This is a genomic window from Sphingomonas sp. CFBP 13728 (assembly GCF_014841895.1).
In the GTDB taxonomy this organism is placed as follows: Bacteria; Pseudomonadota; Alphaproteobacteria; order Sphingomonadales; family Sphingomonadaceae; genus Sphingomonas.
On the sequence record NZ_JACYUS010000009.1, the window covers coordinates 15272 to 29767 of the forward strand.

At 60.5% G+C, this 14496-nt stretch carries 14 protein-coding genes; 6 read left to right on the forward strand and 8 right to left on the reverse strand.

The genetic code is table 11. The features are described from left to right. Positions 1–7: 7 nt before the first annotated feature. The 3 genes from IFT67_RS19285 to IFT67_RS19295 are packed head-to-tail and all read right to left on the reverse strand — an operon-like array spanning position 8 to position 2192. The gene (locus IFT67_RS19285; protein WP_192239720.1) at positions 8–1336 is read right to left on the reverse strand and encodes an LPD7 domain-containing protein; all 1329 of its coding nucleotides are present in this window, start codon (positions 1334–1336) and stop codon (positions 8–10) included. Further along, entirely contained in the window at positions 1333–1929 is a 597-nt protein-coding gene (locus tag IFT67_RS19290; RefSeq protein WP_192239721.1) for a lytic transglycosylase domain-containing protein, read from the reverse strand. Before IFT67_RS19290 ends, IFT67_RS19285 begins: the two co-directional genes overlap by 4 nt. Beyond that, entirely contained in the window at positions 1926–2192 is a 267-nt protein-coding gene (locus tag IFT67_RS19295) for a hypothetical protein (RefSeq protein ID WP_192239722.1), read from the reverse strand. The genes IFT67_RS19290 and IFT67_RS19295 overlap by 4 nt, the downstream gene beginning before the upstream one ends. A gap of 535 nt (positions 2193–2727) precedes the next feature. On the opposite strand from IFT67_RS19295, the gene IFT67_RS19300 reads away from it, so the two are divergent. From IFT67_RS19300 to IFT67_RS19310, 3 genes are all read left to right on the forward strand, one after another. Beyond that, on the forward strand, positions 2728–3279 hold the full coding sequence (locus IFT67_RS19300; protein WP_192239723.1) for a hypothetical protein: 552 nt from the start codon (positions 2728–2730) through the stop codon (positions 3277–3279). Positions 3280–3443: 164 nt separating this feature from the next. Beyond that, positions 3444–3713 carry an SOS response-associated peptidase family protein gene (locus IFT67_RS20965; protein WP_192239724.1) on the forward strand — a complete coding sequence of 90 codons (270 nt, stop codon included), beginning with the start codon at positions 3444–3446 and terminating at the stop codon, positions 3711–3713. A 259-nt stretch (positions 3714–3972) separates the two neighbouring features. Further along, entirely contained in the window at positions 3973–4158 is a 186-nt protein-coding gene (locus IFT67_RS19310) for a hypothetical protein (RefSeq protein WP_192239725.1), read from the forward strand. A gap of 4 nt (positions 4159–4162) precedes the next feature. Here IFT67_RS19310 and IFT67_RS19315 read toward each other — a convergent pair whose 3' ends face one another. Further along, positions 4163–4507, reverse strand: coding sequence for a hypothetical protein (locus IFT67_RS19315; RefSeq protein WP_192239726.1), 345 nt, complete (start codon positions 4505–4507; stop codon positions 4163–4165). Positions 4508–5095: 588 nt separating this feature from the next. On the opposite strand from IFT67_RS19315, the gene IFT67_RS19320 reads away from it, so the two are divergent. From IFT67_RS19320 to IFT67_RS19330, 3 genes are read left to right on the forward strand one after another with little or no spacing between them, the layout of a single operon-like run. Continuing rightward, on the forward strand, positions 5096–5215 hold the full coding sequence (locus IFT67_RS19320) for a benenodin family lasso peptide (protein ID WP_192239727.1): 120 nt from the start codon (positions 5096–5098) through the stop codon (positions 5213–5215). A gap of 44 nt (positions 5216–5259) precedes the next feature. After that, positions 5260–5928, forward strand: coding sequence for a lasso peptide biosynthesis B2 protein (locus IFT67_RS21025; protein ID WP_446740829.1), 669 nt, complete (start codon positions 5260–5262; stop codon positions 5926–5928). Beyond that, positions 5925–7721 carry an asparagine synthase-related protein gene (locus tag IFT67_RS19330; RefSeq protein ID WP_192239729.1) on the forward strand — a complete coding sequence of 599 codons (1797 nt, stop codon included), beginning with the start codon at positions 5925–5927 and terminating at the stop codon, positions 7719–7721. Before IFT67_RS21025 ends, IFT67_RS19330 begins: the two co-directional genes overlap by 4 nt. Here IFT67_RS19330 and IFT67_RS19335 read toward each other — a convergent pair. The 4 genes from IFT67_RS19335 to IFT67_RS19350 form a co-directional block, all read right to left on the reverse strand. Continuing rightward, entirely contained in the window at positions 7695–9815 is a 2121-nt protein-coding gene (locus tag IFT67_RS19335; RefSeq protein WP_192239730.1) for an Atxe2 family lasso peptide isopeptidase, read from the reverse strand. The two genes, IFT67_RS19330 and IFT67_RS19335, sit on opposite strands and share 27 nt — an antisense overlap. Further along, positions 9809–12367 (reverse strand): TonB-dependent receptor, encoded by a 2559-nt coding sequence (locus tag IFT67_RS19340; protein ID WP_192239731.1) that lies wholly within the window; start codon positions 12365–12367, stop codon positions 9809–9811. The genes IFT67_RS19335 and IFT67_RS19340 overlap by 7 nt, the downstream gene beginning before the upstream one ends. Positions 12368–12487: 120 nt before the next feature. After that, the gene (locus tag IFT67_RS19345; protein ID WP_192239732.1) at positions 12488–13486 is read right to left on the reverse strand and encodes a FecR family protein; all 999 of its coding nucleotides are present in this window, start codon (positions 13484–13486) and stop codon (positions 12488–12490) included. Between the two features lie 32 nt (positions 13487–13518). Continuing rightward, on the reverse strand, positions 13519–14088 hold the full coding sequence (locus IFT67_RS19350) for an RNA polymerase sigma factor (protein ID WP_192239733.1): 570 nt from the start codon (positions 14086–14088) through the stop codon (positions 13519–13521). Positions 14089–14496 lie beyond the last annotated feature (408 nt).

Consider the following 14496-nt stretch of genomic DNA (forward strand, 5'->3'; position numbering starts at 1 on the left):
CTTGAGGTTACCTCTCCAGGTCGTGAGTGGGTTCGACCGGTTCGATCTGCCGCACTGGCGTTGGCTCCCGGACCGAGACGTCGAGGCCGCGCCGCAACGTGTCCGAGATCATTTGGCGGCTTTCGAGGTTCGCGGCTGTCATCTGATCCACGTCACCATCGAAAACCGCGGCAATATGCAGTTTCATCGCCGCTTGTGCCTCGAGCGCGCCGACGAGGCGCGGTTCGGCCGCGATCTGCTCGGTTCCGCCGTGCAGAAACAGCTCCGCCAGGTCCTCGCTCTCGTGATCACGCTCGGCGCGGTCACGCTCGCGTTCCTCACGAACGATCTGTGGTTCCGGTTCGGGCTGCCGTTCCCGCGCGATCGTTGATTCCGCCACCAAACGATCCTCGACGTCCGCCTTGATCTCGTCACGCTCGGGGTCGGGCTCGACGGTCAGCACATCCCGGTGGAGTCCGGACCGGACGACGTAGATCGCGTCGGCGATCTCTGTGTCCCACTTCCCATCCCGGCCTTTCTGGCGCAGCTCGGCCGGCTCGTAGCCGGCCTTCTCGAAGGCGCTGACCAGCGTTGGGCTTTCCAGCGCCCACTCGAATGCGTTGTCCAGCACTTCCCGGTTCAGGCCGAGGCGCTCGTTCTTCAACTGGCGCTCTACCGGATCCATGCCCTCGTGCACGGTCTCGGCTAGCGTTTTGCGGTCTTGCATCAAACTACTTAGCCCCAGCAGCAACCTGCGATCCGCGTCTGACAACTCCGGGCCGTTGCTTGCGGGCGGGCAATCCTGCGCTTCCGCATCGCGATCGGCATCAACCGTCCTTGGTGTGATCGTCGCTACGTTCACTTCGACAGCGGACATAGGCGTGACCTGCTCGGGGGTAGGGGGCGGCGCCTCGGTTGTCCCCCGATGAGGGCGCGTTGCATCGGCGCGGCGCATCTCTTCCATCTTCGCTTGCTCGCCGAACTCCGGTTCGTAGCCCCGGACGGTCAAACCTTCGCGGGAAGCAGCCGCCCACACGGCTTTACGAAACGTCTGCGAGCCTTCGACGTCGATCCCTTTCCAATCATTGTGCTTGGCGATCTTGATCAGGGCAGCGATCGTCTCCGGGTCTTCATTGCGCGCCACAATCCGGTCGCCGTTTCCGACGATTTCGATCGACGGAATGTCCCGATCCCTAGGCAGGAACATGCCGACACGACGCTCGCTGCCGTCGCTCGGTTCGATAACGCGGATCTGATACTGATACGCCAGTTCGGGCGGCATCTGATATGTCGCCGTCTCCTCGACAGTAGACTCTATAGTGCGATCGCCCCGCGCGACCATGTTCTCGGCACTCACTTGAACACCTCGACAGCATTCGAGGTGATCTGCCCGACCACCCAGCTATCGGCATCGGCATAGCGTTTGGCAGGGGGCGCTGTCGGTGCTCTGCCCGGCGTCGTCTGGATCGGGCGCGGCGCTTGAATCGAGCCCATTTCGCGCGCGGCGGACCACACCCGATCGACATAGCCGTTGCGGAAGCCGCGCGTCAGCGTGCCGGTGTTATAAAGCGAGTAGGTCGCTGAGATAGCGTCCAGACCGTTATAGTGACGGCTGGCGAGACGATAAGCTTCTTGGAGCATTGAGGAGGCAAGCTGCAGGTTTGTGCACGGATCAAATACCTGCTCGACCGTGACGCCCAGCCGTGCGAAATTGGCCGAGTTCAGCTGTGCCAAGCCCACATCGACCGTATAGCCAGCCGCGATATACCGACGTACCAGCGCCACCCCTTGTGCGACTGAGCGCACACGCACGCGCGGGCCCTTGTTGATGTTGATCGACAGGTCGTTCCCGCCGCTTTCTGTCATGACGAGTGGAACAACCGCCTCGGTCGCGACCTCTGGCGCACATTGCTGCGCAAGAGCGGTAATTGCCACGACGGTCTGGGTCATTGATCGACTACCGGCCGGTAGTGGGTATCAATCGGGTAGTGTAAGGTTCCGACAGGTCCGATGCGGCATAAGGCATCATTTCTGCAGATTAACGGCATACCAATGTATGAAAGACCCAGTATAAATACAGGAACTCTATTTCTATACTGAGCTGCCTTGATAATATCCGCGGCGTTGAGTTTATAGGCCTGCTGTACGCCGACCCCGTTGAGCGGTACCAGGCTGCACATGCCGGGCGTCTTATCGGCACCTGCAATATCCATTCGAGGTGAAACTCCTAGCAAGCCCGCTCATCTCTACTGAGATGGTCTGAAGCTGGCGGTGTATGATTTTCACCTATCAAGCGCAGCCACCGTAAATACGGTGATACCGTGGCTGCTGCTTACGGTGTGGTTATATTGCGTACGACTGCCGTGTTTTCCCGGCATCGTCGCGAGTGCCCATAATGTGGGATTTCGTTGTTGATTTATGGATCGTTGCGACAACCGGAGTTTATCATACGGCCTCATCAGCCATGTCATACGTGACACTTTACCCCGAGCGGGCAAAGTGTCATCGTTGGTACGACTGTCGTGCGCAGTTTTCAGACAACAAACCACATTAGATGTATTACCGGCATTATAAGTATGTAATTCGCATGGGTGGGAGATGAGCGTCGGTCGCCGCTAGGCTAGTATTGTGGGACTTAGCCGGGCCAGGCTTCGCGCCGGGGAACGGCAGAGTGTCATAGGTGGCAAAAATTTCTTGTTCGCCACGTCCGGGATTCACATTCCCGCTAGGCGTGGTAAGATTCACATTATGTTCCTGCAGCTTGACCTTTTCGATTGCGCGGAGCCGCCCTCAAAGGGGACCGCGGAGAGTCTCAACCTTCCGGCCCTGATTGAGAGGATCACCGATGTGTCTGCGCGACCGCGCTACGCCTTCATGGTTCTAAACCTCATTGCGAAGGTCGCAGGGAAGAACAGCGGCAGCGCAGGACCCTATGTTATCGATCAGGAGCAGCGCATCCGGCTACGGGACTGGCTTTGCGACGCCCTGATTCCCGTCGCAAAGCGAGATCCCCGCCGGTTGGCAATTGTGGAGCAGGTAAAGGCAGGGCTGGTTGCGCAGCAGTTGCTGCCCGCCGACCCGACGGCTGCTGCTCGCATGATCGACGAAGAAGTGAAGGTTCGCGTTCGGCAATCCGGGCGTTGCAATGTGAGTCGCGCAGTGTCCGACCTAGTTCGGGCAGGTCTCATCCGCAGACACTATCAAGGCTACCGCGTCGACCATCATAATCGTGGGGCAAAGCGCGAAGCGGTATACACTATTACTCCCGCAGCGGCTGGGGCCTTGGCGGGGCGCCTTTAGTTGCAACAGGATCGTACGCACCCTTCACCTCCCGCAATGGCGTTCGTTGCTCAGCGATCCCGCCAACCGGTGCCTGATACCGCTGACAGAGTTCTGCGAATGGGCGCGAGCCTACCGATCTTGGCGACGGCAAGAGGCAGATCAAAGGGGAAATGCGGTTTGGGGTGACCGATCAGCCATTATTCGCGATTGCCAGTTTCTGGCGATCCGTCGGCGATAAGCGCTACTTCGCGATAATGACATGCAACGCGAACGAACTGGTTGCGCCAATATACCCGAAAGCGATGATTACGATTCTGCAGCCGGACGATCACGAGCGTTGGCTCACCGGCAGCTATAACGACGTGCTTGCGTTGCAGCGCCCATATTTTACCGATCGTATGACCGTGCGAGGTCCCGTGTTCCCGACGCGCGTAAGTACCCCTCTTGTCTGAACGGCCGGCCTTGTCGGATCGGGAGGTCTGGGAGAAGGCGTCGAGGATCACTGCAGAATTCGGGGACGATGAGCCTGAGCATTTCGCAGCGAGGCTCTTCGATATCCTCCGCGATACCGCCAATCCGGAAGACTGGCGCCGGATAGCGGTTGCGGTAGATTTTATCGCCGCGTCGTCCAAGCAGTAGGGACGGTTCGCCACTGATCGCTTTGGCTCCATAACGTCGCCTGTGCGTTTTAGCGCAACGAAGGAGACAGACATGGCGAACAAAGAAAAGATCACGGACGGTGCCAACGAGCGTGCCATCGACGAGCCGATTGCCAGTACCGCACCGGGCATCCCCGATGACGCACTCCTGCCTGGTGAGGAAGTGCCGGACGAGCCTAGCGACGAGGAAGTTGCGCGGATCGCAGCGAAGCTTGGGGCGCCTGACCCAAACCGATAACGGGTCAGGCTTGCGACAGGTTTGGCGTTTCCGGATCAATCTGGGAGACTTCGTCAGCAGGTTCGTAGCGCAGGGTCCACCGGGGGTAGCCCCCTGGTGCGATCTCGATATCGGGCAGTCCGACGGGATCGGCGCCGGTCTCCACCCAGCCAGCACCGTGACAACGATCGCAAGCAGTGCGCTTGCAGCGGAAACTGACGAGATCGATCTCGGTGTTCCACTGACCTCTACCTTGGCAGACCGGGCACATTGCATCCAGACTACCCTTGCGAGGCTGGAGTGGAACGATGTCGAACGCATGCGGGCTGTCGGGGCCGTCGCAATAGACGATGTTGCTGGCGTGAGGCATGGGCCCTACTCGTGGCGCTGTGAACTAAATGCAATATGGGTCGGCTCGGCTCGGCGCGGCCAAGGCTCGTAATGTCGGCACCTGCGCCATGTCCGTCGTCTATGGTGGAGACCCGCGTCTTGCACTCGAACTTTAATCCTACAATGCCGCCACAGCTGACCGCGTTTTGAATCTGACATTGCTCAATTCGAAGCGAGATCGTGATATTATGCTTTTATCCGCATAAGTGTAGCAAAGGCATGAATGTTCATTGGGCCCAGATATGTCAGATTATTATAGATAGAGGCGTCCGTGAACACCTATCGCGCCTCAAGAATACCCTATTGAATATCTCGGATGTGAATGGCATCGAAGATGTAAGCACAAGGACTCAGTGTTGCCTCGCTTGTCGATCCGACGTTCAACGCCGACCGGGTCGCTTACCGCGCAGAAGTGAGGGCCGGCGTCAGGGGTATGTTTGCCAGTGTCCGGCTCATCCAGAGCTTGGCGCGGCAGCGCAAGAAATAAGCTTCGTATAAGATTGGTATCCTGCACCTCCACGCGCAGGTTCTTCGTGCTGCAATGTCGCGGCAATCGAAGGAGTTAATCATGGAGCGCAATGACGATCTCATCGAACTCGGCGTAGCTAGCGTCGAGACCAAGGGTTCGGTCGGTGCCGGGCAGGATGAAATTCTGCAGCGCGCACTCGCCGGCCTCTCCGACGACTGAGCGAAAGGCGGCGCGCGGGGCACTCCGCGCGCCGTATCGCTTGTATGGGATACATATTTCGCCCTGGTCTGCACGCCTGCGATGTCGCTGGAAGCCTTGTCTTTCTCGATCTCCCCGCGGATCGCTATTTCCTGTTGGCCCCCAGCCTCAACACGGCATGCCTTCGTCTGTGCTCGGGGCATGATACCGACCCAACAGACCAGCTTGCGATCCATCGGTTGGTTGATCGTGACATTGTACGCAGCATTGATGGTGCAATCCGTCCAACGCTCTGCGCCCCGTTAGCGTGTCACACCCCAACCGGAAGAAATCGCGGTATCGAAGCAACATCCTCCTCGGTAATCACTGCACTTGCGCAATATGCCTTTGCTGCCGTGGACCTGAAATGCCGGTCGTTGGATCGCGTTTTGAACGGTATCGCTCGCTCCAGGCTATGCAAGAAACGGGTGCTCGCTGTTCGGTCGGGGCGTGATCCAGCCGAGGTTGCCTGCGCTTTCATGGCCGCCGACCGCCTGATAACCCTCCGTGGACACTGCTTGGTGCGATCGATCGCCATTACACGGACCATGGTTGCGCGCGGCGTCGCACCTGATCTTGTCTTGGGCGTGAAGCTAAGACCCTTTGAAGCCCATTGTTGGGTCCAGCATGACAATGTACTGATCAGCGACGACCCGGGTACCGTTGCTCCCTTTACGCCGATCCGGATTGTATGACGACGCACCGCTATTTTGCGCTGCTCGCGTTCGATCCGGCTACACGGTTGGCGTGGGAAGCCGCTTACGCCAGGGTGATTGCCGAGGCCGGGACTTTTGCCGTACAAAACGTTGGCCCGCGAGTGGTTGTGATCGCCGAGCAGAATGGGCTTGTCGCGATTGGCGACCAAGGTGCCGTCGTTGGTCGGCTTCATGCAAGGCAATCCACTACAACGCTGCATACGTTCGATGCCGAAGCAGCCCGCATGGCCGTGCGCACGCAGGGCGCATCGCTTCTGCGTGCCTGTTGGGGCTCCTATGTCGCATTCATCGCAACGTCCGCTGAAGACGGCGTTCACGTTCTTCGCAGCCCGTTCGGGGACCTAGGCTGCTATTGGGCGCGATCGCCATTCGGCATTCTGGTTGGCTCCGACATCGATCTGCTGCGTCGCTTCGGTGGGTATAGCCTCAAAGTTCTATGGTCCGCTGTCGTGCGACATCTGGTAGCCAGCGATCTTCATGCGCAGCAGACTTGCCTCGAAGGCCTGAACGAACTTTTGGGTGGCGAACGACTGAGCGATAGGGCGGGCCGGTATACCGTAGATAAGCCTTGGCGCGTCTGGGATTTTGTCGATGCTGATGTACGTATACGCGATGCGGGCGAGGCCGCAGACAGCGTACGCGACGCCGTTCAAGCCAGCGTCGCCGCACAGGCCCGATCTCATTCGAAGATACTGCTGCGGTTGTCCGGCGGTCTCGATTCCTCGATCGTGGCGGCGAGCCTGGCCAAGACTGAGACGCCGTGTGTAGCGGTGACAATGGTGACGCGAGACCGAGGCGGTGATGAGCGTAGGCACGCGCAGTCCGTTGCTAGGCATATGGGGATACCCTTAAGCGAGGTAATACGAAGTACAGACCTGGTCGATCTCGCTGTATCTGAGGCCCGCACTTTGCCCCGCCCGACGGCACGCGCTTTCGCACAAGCCAGCCTGTACGTTGCAAGTGCGCTCGCGCGCCAATACGGCGCAACCGCGATCTTCGATGGGGGCGGGGGCGACAACATGTTCGCAGCCTTGCAATCCCCGGCGCCCGTTGCCGACTGTCTTTACCGAACCGGAGGATGGGGGCATTTCTGGCGCACGGCGCGATCGATAGGGATCGCGGCTGATACCGGAACCGCGTACGTGGCACGCCGCGCAATCTGGCGTGCTGCAACGCGGGGGCCTGCTTATCGGTGGCACACCGATCTACGTTTGTTATCGTCCAAAGCCTGCGCAATGGCCCGGGGAGCGACTGACCATCCGTGGCTTGTACCGCCTAAAGGCGTCCTGCCCGGCAGTGCAGCGCACGTTGCTCTTCTTGTCGCAGCCTCGAGCGTCGTGCAATCGCGCGATCCCCAAACCGCTATCCCCTTGTGTTCTCCCCTGATCACGCAACCTGTCGCTGAGGCATGTTTACGCGTCCCGAGCTGGCTGTGGACGCAAGACGGCCAAAATCGGGCAGTCGCCCGCAACGCGTTTCGGGATGTCCTGCCCTCAGGCATTTGCGACCGACGCGACAAAGGCTTGCCGGACAGCTTTCTTATCGAGCTTATCGAGGTCAACCATCGTCAAATATCGAGTATGCTATTTGACGGGCTCCTTGCTGCCGAAGGTCTTATTGATACGGCTGCGCTGGCAGAGACGCTGCATCCGGCGCGGCTGGCTAAGGGCGCAGGCTATATTCGAGTAATGCAACTGGTGGATACCGAGGCCTGGGTCCGATCGATGCTATTGCAAGCGCAATCGCTAACCAGGCTTTCTGTTCCCAGCTGACACATCGGAATGCTCAGCGCGTAGCATCGACCAGCGTTGATAGTCGGCAACCTTCGCAGGATCAGGGTCGACTACACCTTGGAACCAGAAAGCAAACCAATCGATCGCCCGGGTATAGGCCGCCAGTCGATGCGCTGGCTGCCACTTGATATGATGCTCGTCGGGAAAGACGACCATATCGACTGGCTTGTCGTGTTCGCGCAGCGCTGTGAAGGTTTCGAGTGCCAGCAGGTATTCGTCGTCTGATGCCTGGATCAGCAGGGGAACGTCCATTGTCGATGCATTGAGGGCAAGGGATGCAGGCTTCCAGAAAGCTGGCGCTTCGTCGGTTGCGCGGGGGTAACCAAGCATACGATTAAAGTCGGCCCACGCGGGACCGCCATAGGTCATGGCTGTCTTGGGTTCGAGGCTGCTCGAACTCACGGCTGCGGCCGAGAAGACACGACTGTTGATCAGCGCGAACCGCGCGCTGGTCGCGCCATCGCTGACACCAGTAATGCCGATGTGATGGGTGTCGATCAGCCCCCGCGCCGCTACCAGCGATATGCCTGTCACCATGGACGAAAGCTGGCTGCGGCGGTCGGCCCAGTCGGTAAGACCGGCACGATTGACCGCGTCCCAATCCTTGAGGCCCGGGAAAGCAAGGCCTATCGTTTGTGGTACTTCAAGGCTGAGAACGGCAAAGCCGCGCGCAGCGAGTGCGAAGATAGGATATTCGTCACCGGTCCCACCGCGCAGGAATCCCAGACTGCGATACTGGACGACGATCAGCGGCAGTGCCTTACCGGTCTTGTGGCCGGGGGGCAGAACCAAATCGCCCCATGCCGGTAGTCCGTAGTCGTTGGTCCATGTCAGCCGTTCGACGGTACCGAACTGCCACCGAGCGGCCTGGGGATTTGGATCGTATATTGGCGCTGCGACACCTGTTTTCGCCTCAAGATCGACGATCTGCCGCGGTGATGTGGACGTCTCACGCAAGCATAGCAGGCGCGATGCATGCGTGAGACAGCCAAGCAGTACGTCGTCGGTGACCCACAAACGTTTGGGCGCGCCAGTGCCTGGTATCCATCGGTAGAACGCCAATTGGCTTTTTGCCCACCCCTCGCGACGCAGATACAAAACCCCGCGTTCGGTCGCGGTCCAGAAAAGGCGGACGATACCCCCTACGCAGGCGCTAGCTGTACATGGTGACTGTATGCCGTCCGCATCGGTAAAGTGGAGCCGACGAGGAGTAGCAGGTGAAGCATTATCGGCATCCAACCAGGCAGTTGCGCCCTTCGCGCTGACCAGTCTGGTCCCATTTCCGCCCCGTTCTCTGGCTTCCAAGCGAAGGGTCTGGACGGAATTTGCTTTGTGGATCGTGCCTGCCCGCAAGTCGATCGCTTCGATCACGGCCGGTACAGTCCCGCGCATCTGGGGGTGGGGGCCATAGGTCGGCGCGAAGCGGGCATCGTAACGCCACCCCATTCGTCCCTCCGCTGTGTCCTGTGCGCGGATCGCTATCTGTCCGGGACGGCTTGAGACGACCATGGTGCCGTTCGACGCCCAGATCCATTGCTCGATATCGACCGGCGAGCGGGTTACGGGCTTCGCGGTTCCAGTCGCGACATCGACCTGCCAAACTTGCGTGGTTCCGTTGTCCCGGCGCAGATAGCCAATCGACCGACCGTCGGGAGACCATGCCGGCGTCACCGTTGCGGCCAAGCCAAAAGGGACCATCAATCCGCGGACATTGGCCGAGACCATCATGAATGCGCCGCCCCGATCCACGACCCGCGGTACGGCGCCCGGCTTGATGTCGGCGACGAGCAGCATGCGGCAATAGCTGTTGGTATCCGGATCACCCTGGCTGAGGACGAATGCTACCATGGTGCCATCTGGCGAGATTGCGAGCGGGCTTGGCATATCTACTGCCGAGGAGTCCGGCGTCCCGATATCGCGCAAGCGCACCAGATCGTCTGGAGTGATGGTGTGAGCACGCTTTGCCGCCGGCGCGATCGATGGAGGCAAGCAGTCGGCTCCGGCGAGCATGGGGCCGAGCAGCCAAGCCGTCGTCATGATCCCGATCATCACTCTAAAAGAGCGGCTCACCATGATTTGGCGATCGATAGGCCGACGTAGCGACCGACAGGCGAGTAGTTCGTGGAATCATACGGCGCTTCGAAGAAAATGCCCGCAATCGAGGCAGGCGTGTCGTTGAACACGTTCTGCACGCTCAGCGCGATATCGATCCCCCGTGATGTTTGGGGGCCTTTCGTGTTGTAGCGAACCGTCAGGTCGAGCGGTGCCATCGCTGCAACACGTTGGCTGGGTACGGCGCGCGTATCTGTGACGCTGCCGATATAGCTCAGCGTAGTCGTGAGGGTGAGTGCGCCATCACGCCAGCTAGCGCCGCCACGCGCCCGGACATGTGGTGGGTTGAAGATGGTGCCGGCGAGCGTGGTGACGGGCAGTGTAGGGGTGATCTGCTGATTGCTCGTCAGATAGGTCGCATTCGCACTCAGATCGATGGATTGGTCGGGTCCACCGATCTGGAAATGGTATCGTGCCAACGCATCCACGCCGTGGATCCGTTGCCTGCCTGCATTGACGTTGCTTGCATCTGCGATCGCGACGATCGTGGCCGGGTTATAGGGGGCACCGCTTGCGTTGACGAACGACGGCGACGCGGTCACCCGCGCGGCGATCTCGGCTGCCGTGGGATTGCGGGTGACATAATCAGCATAGATCGGATTGCTAAGGGCCTGCGACGCGCGGTCGATCGGCGTGACGATGCGGTCGTGATACCGGGTATCGAAATAGCTGATCTCGAGCTGCGCACCGCGGAGGGCGGGGGGATGGATGACGAGTGTTGCCGACCAACTCGTGGCGCGTTCTGGGCGCAGGTCGGCGTTCCCGCCGCTGACCAGGGCAACGGTCGACCCTGCCGGATACCCTGTACCGCCTACCTGCGCGGCGCGGTACAGGACCACGCCGGTTGGTTGAAACGCCTGACGCAGGGTCGGCGCGCGAAACGACTGACCCCAGCTGGCCTTGATGTCGAAGGTCGCGTCGGGTGCGTAGATCAAACCGATCTTGGGTGTCGCTACGTCGCCAATCCCAGGATAGCGCTCGTACCTTGCGGCAGCAGTGAGATTGAGCCGGGCAATGCCGGACACGGCCATGTCCGGTGAGGCGATCGGCAGACTGAGCTCGGCGTAACCATAAGAGCTGTCTTGGCCGCGTGTGAAATTCTGGGTGTTGCCTGAGCCTGCCGAAAAGGCCGTCCCGTTCGATCGATATCCAGCACCCAGTGCAACCTTGAGATTGCCCGCGGGCAGGGTGGCAAGCGCCCCGTTGCCATTCAGTTCAATCGACTGCTGGTCGTTACAATAGCATCCGGCGCTGGTGTAATCGAGCCGGGTACCGGTGAACTCCCGGGTCAGGAACCGGGTGCGATCCTGCGCAACCGATCCAGCAAGCGCGATGCGCCAGTCTTGTCCGACCCGCCATTCGACCGAAGGGGCAATGACAAAGGACCGGGCGCCACCCGTGCGCTCGCCATGCGCGATTGCACGATCCCCGCTTTCATCAAGCGGGTAGGCGAGCGCCTCGGTTCGACGATTGTACAGCGCATCGAGGGACACTGTGAGGTTGTCGCCGATCGCCTGGTGGCCGGTAAACAAGACGTTGTGGCTCTTGATGGCCGGATAGAGGGTCAGCCCGGGGGTGACACTTTTTGCATAGTCACGCTGCGACGCCGTAATTTGCGTGTTGCGGTTGAACTCATAGGCAAGTGCGAAGCCGCCCGAACGCCACGTCGTACCGCTCAGCACGCCATATTGCCGGGTGAAGTTTCCGCCGTCCGCTGAAATGCCCAGACCGGCCCGCGCCTCTATGCCGCGGTAATCGCGCTTCAATACGATGTTGGCCACCCCGGCAACGGCATCGGACCCGTAGATCGCCGAGGCGCCGTCCGGAACGATCTCCAGTCGGTCGACCGCGCTAAGTGGGATCGCCGACACGTCGACACTCTGCCGCGCACCGCCATAGGAGACGCGGTGTCCGTTGAGCAGCGTCAGCGTCGCATCGCTGCCCAACCCTCGCAGGTTGATCGAAGATCCACCCCCGACATCGCCACCGCTACTCCCAGGAACGTTCAGACCGATCCCGGGCTGCTGGCCCCCGCCAAAGCTTTGCGGCAGCGAGCGGACCACGTCGCCAAGGGTGGCCTGTCCTGTGTTGCGGATCGCTTCCTGGCTAAGCGTTATGACAGGGGACGCGATCGGTGTGCCGCGGATTCGTGAACCGGTGACGACGATGTCAGACGGCGGGGTTGGTATCGCGTCGCTTGCGCCGACGACGGGCGGGGTGTGATCGGCAGCGCGAATAAGGATCGCATCGCCGTCATAGATCGCCGTCAGCCCCGATTCAGCCAGGAGCTGGTCGATGACCTGTTCGATTGTGTAGACCCCCTCGACGCGCGGCGCTTGCCTACCGGCTACGCTATGAGCCGGAAACATGATCTGCCGGCCAGATATGCGCCCTGCTTCACGTAACGCCGCTTCCAAGCCTTGTGCGGGCAGATGATAGGCCTGTGATGGGCTCGTCAGGCCGAATGCAGGTGTCGAACATACTGCACTTACGAGTATGGCTGTTGCCAGCATGGCGCGTCGGATGCGTCGGTCGTGATGTCCCATTCTGCCCCCTTGTGTCCGCCGCAATTGATGCGACGATCAGGACATCGACGGATCGCAGCGACGGATTATGAGACAGGGCTGAAATATTTACGGCGCGCGTAAAACGAGCCGTGTGGGATCACTATGGTCAACACGCAGATCGAACAGCAGCGCGAGCCTGTCGGCGAGTTTACGGGAATCGTCGATGCGGATGGCGCCCGATACGCGCAGATTACCAAGGGCGGGGTCAGCAAGGGCAATCCGTATATTGCCGTAGCGGTTGGCGGCGCGTGCGACGGTCGCCAGCGACGCGCGATCACAGTCCAACTCGCCGTTGGGCCAATTTGCATCGATCGGGCTGGAGAGGCTTCTCGCTGCAGTGAGCGTCGTACCGGCCATGACGACCTGCTGGCCCGGTCTCAGGCGTTCTACCACCGGCTTGCGCGTCAGTCGTTCTGCCGTGTTGCCAGGCAGCGCTACGTCAATCACACCACGCAACAGCCGGACGGCGACCGTGCCCGTCGAATGCACGGCCACATCGAATACTGTTCCACGAGCCGTCACGCTACCGGTGCCAGCGCTGACGACGAAAGGGCGGTCTTCATGGGCGACATCGAACCGTGCGCGACCAGAGCGCAGACGCAGGAGCCGGCTCGTCTTATCGAAAGCCACGGCGATCGAACTGTTCGTGTCGAGCGTGATCGTTGATCCGTCCGCAAGACGGATCCGACTGATCTGCCCCCGGCGCGTCGCATAGCGCGCATTCAAGGCCAAAGGCCCCGTTTCTGCCCGTATGGATTGCGGCTTGGTGTGAAGACCCGATTGCGCGAGACCAATCATCCACGCACCGCCACCAAGTGTCGCGACGATAAGCGACAGGGCAATGATTGGATACCGTGCACGACCGCGGTCAGGGACCGCCGCTGCGGGTTGCTGCCGTGATGCTGGTGTCGCGAGGCCTTTGCCGAGGCTGAAGATTTCCGCAATCCGCGAGTAGGTTTCACGGTGCAGCGAATCCTGCGCGAGCCATGCCTCGAACTCTGCCCGGCGGACTTCCGCATCGGGACCCCGCATTACGGCAAACCACGTCGCGGCGACCTCGCGCATCGCCCCTTTGCGATCTGAACGATCTACGCCTGTCATCCGCGATCGAAGGCCTTGTCCAGCTGCATGAGTGCTCTGGCGACATGATATTGCACAGTCGGCACGCTGATCCCCAACTGTTCGCCGATGGCCTTGTAGCCCAGCCCGTCTACCCGATGAAGAGTGAAGACATGCCGGGTTCGGTCGGGCAGGGCGGCCAGTACCTGACCGTACATACGCAGCGCGTCGTCGGCTTCGATCGCGTGGCCTTGTTCAGGCTGCCCGCTGACTTCGCACTGGTCGTCGATCGAGACGTGGAACCGCGCGAGACGTGTGTGCGGGCGCCGCGATTGATCGATCAGCAGGTTACGCGCCATGCGCTGCAGATAAGCAGCTGGACGCCGACATGTTTCGCTCGCTTTGGCAGCGATCAGCCGGGCGAAGGTTTCCTGGACGAGGTCGGGCACCTCATCGGTTTGGCGCGCGTGACGACGAAAATATCGGGCGAGACGAGGGGCTTCCTCGCGGTATAGTGCATCAAGATCACCCGAACCGGACAGATCAGAGGCTAGATCTGCGGAGAGCGGGTTACGATTTCTCGCTATCGGCGCGGTCTTGCCGCTCATGATGCGCGCGCGCCGGCGCGCGGTCGGCGAGACCGATGATCGGGGGCAGTCGGATGAAGCGGCATGACCGCACCTCACGCGCCAGCATCACCGCATCTTGAGAAGACGCGATGTTAAGCGAGGTGAGTCTTGAGGCGACTTGATGCGCATATGGCACCAGGGCGACCCATGGACCGCCCGACCGTTATGGACGGACGTGATAATGCCCGGCGGGAAGATCCCACAGGGTGGTTGCCAGCTTGATCTACCCTGCGTGGGCCATGATGCAGACAAAGCGCGACGACAGCAAGGCGTTAATACGCTTAGCGCTTGAGTAGTGCATTGACGCGTCTCGACCGCTACCGCGGTGCGCACTGACAGCTATCGTCAAATAGGAAACAGTGTCAGCTGAACCATCCTGGGATGGCC

Coding starts and splice junctions, on each gene's coding strand:
- IFT67_RS19315 (WP_192239726.1), bottom strand. CDS start 4,507: ATGCCTCACGCCAGCAACATCGTCTATTGCGACGGCCCCGACAGCCCG.
- IFT67_RS19300 (WP_192239723.1), top strand. CDS start 2,728: ATGTTCCTGCAGCTTGACCTTTTCGATTGCGCGGAGCCGCCCTCAAAG.
- IFT67_RS19350 (WP_192239733.1), bottom strand. CDS start 14,088: ATGAGCGGCAAGACCGCGCCGATAGCGAGAAATCGTAACCCGCTCTCC.
- IFT67_RS19295 (WP_192239722.1), bottom strand. CDS start 2,192: ATGGATATTGCAGGTGCCGATAAGACGCCCGGCATGTGCAGCCTGGTA.
- IFT67_RS19330 (WP_192239729.1), top strand. CDS start 5,925: ATGACGACGCACCGCTATTTTGCGCTGCTCGCGTTCGATCCGGCTACA.
- IFT67_RS21025 (WP_446740829.1), top strand. CDS start 5,260: ATGGGATACATATTTCGCCCTGGTCTGCACGCCTGCGATGTCGCTGGA.
- IFT67_RS19310 (WP_192239725.1), top strand. CDS start 3,973: ATGGCGAACAAAGAAAAGATCACGGACGGTGCCAACGAGCGTGCCATC.
- IFT67_RS19290 (WP_192239721.1), bottom strand. CDS start 1,929: ATGACCCAGACCGTCGTGGCAATTACCGCTCTTGCGCAGCAATGTGCG.
- IFT67_RS19335 (WP_192239730.1), bottom strand. CDS start 9,815: ATGGTGAGCCGCTCTTTTAGAGTGATGATCGGGATCATGACGACGGCT.
- IFT67_RS19345 (WP_192239732.1), bottom strand. CDS start 13,486: ATGCGCGAGGTCGCCGCGACGTGGTTTGCCGTAATGCGGGGTCCCGAT.
- IFT67_RS19320 (WP_192239727.1), top strand. CDS start 5,096: ATGGAGCGCAATGACGATCTCATCGAACTCGGCGTAGCTAGCGTCGAG.
- IFT67_RS19340 (WP_192239731.1), bottom strand. CDS start 12,367: ATGCTGGCAACAGCCATACTCGTAAGTGCAGTATGTTCGACACCTGCA.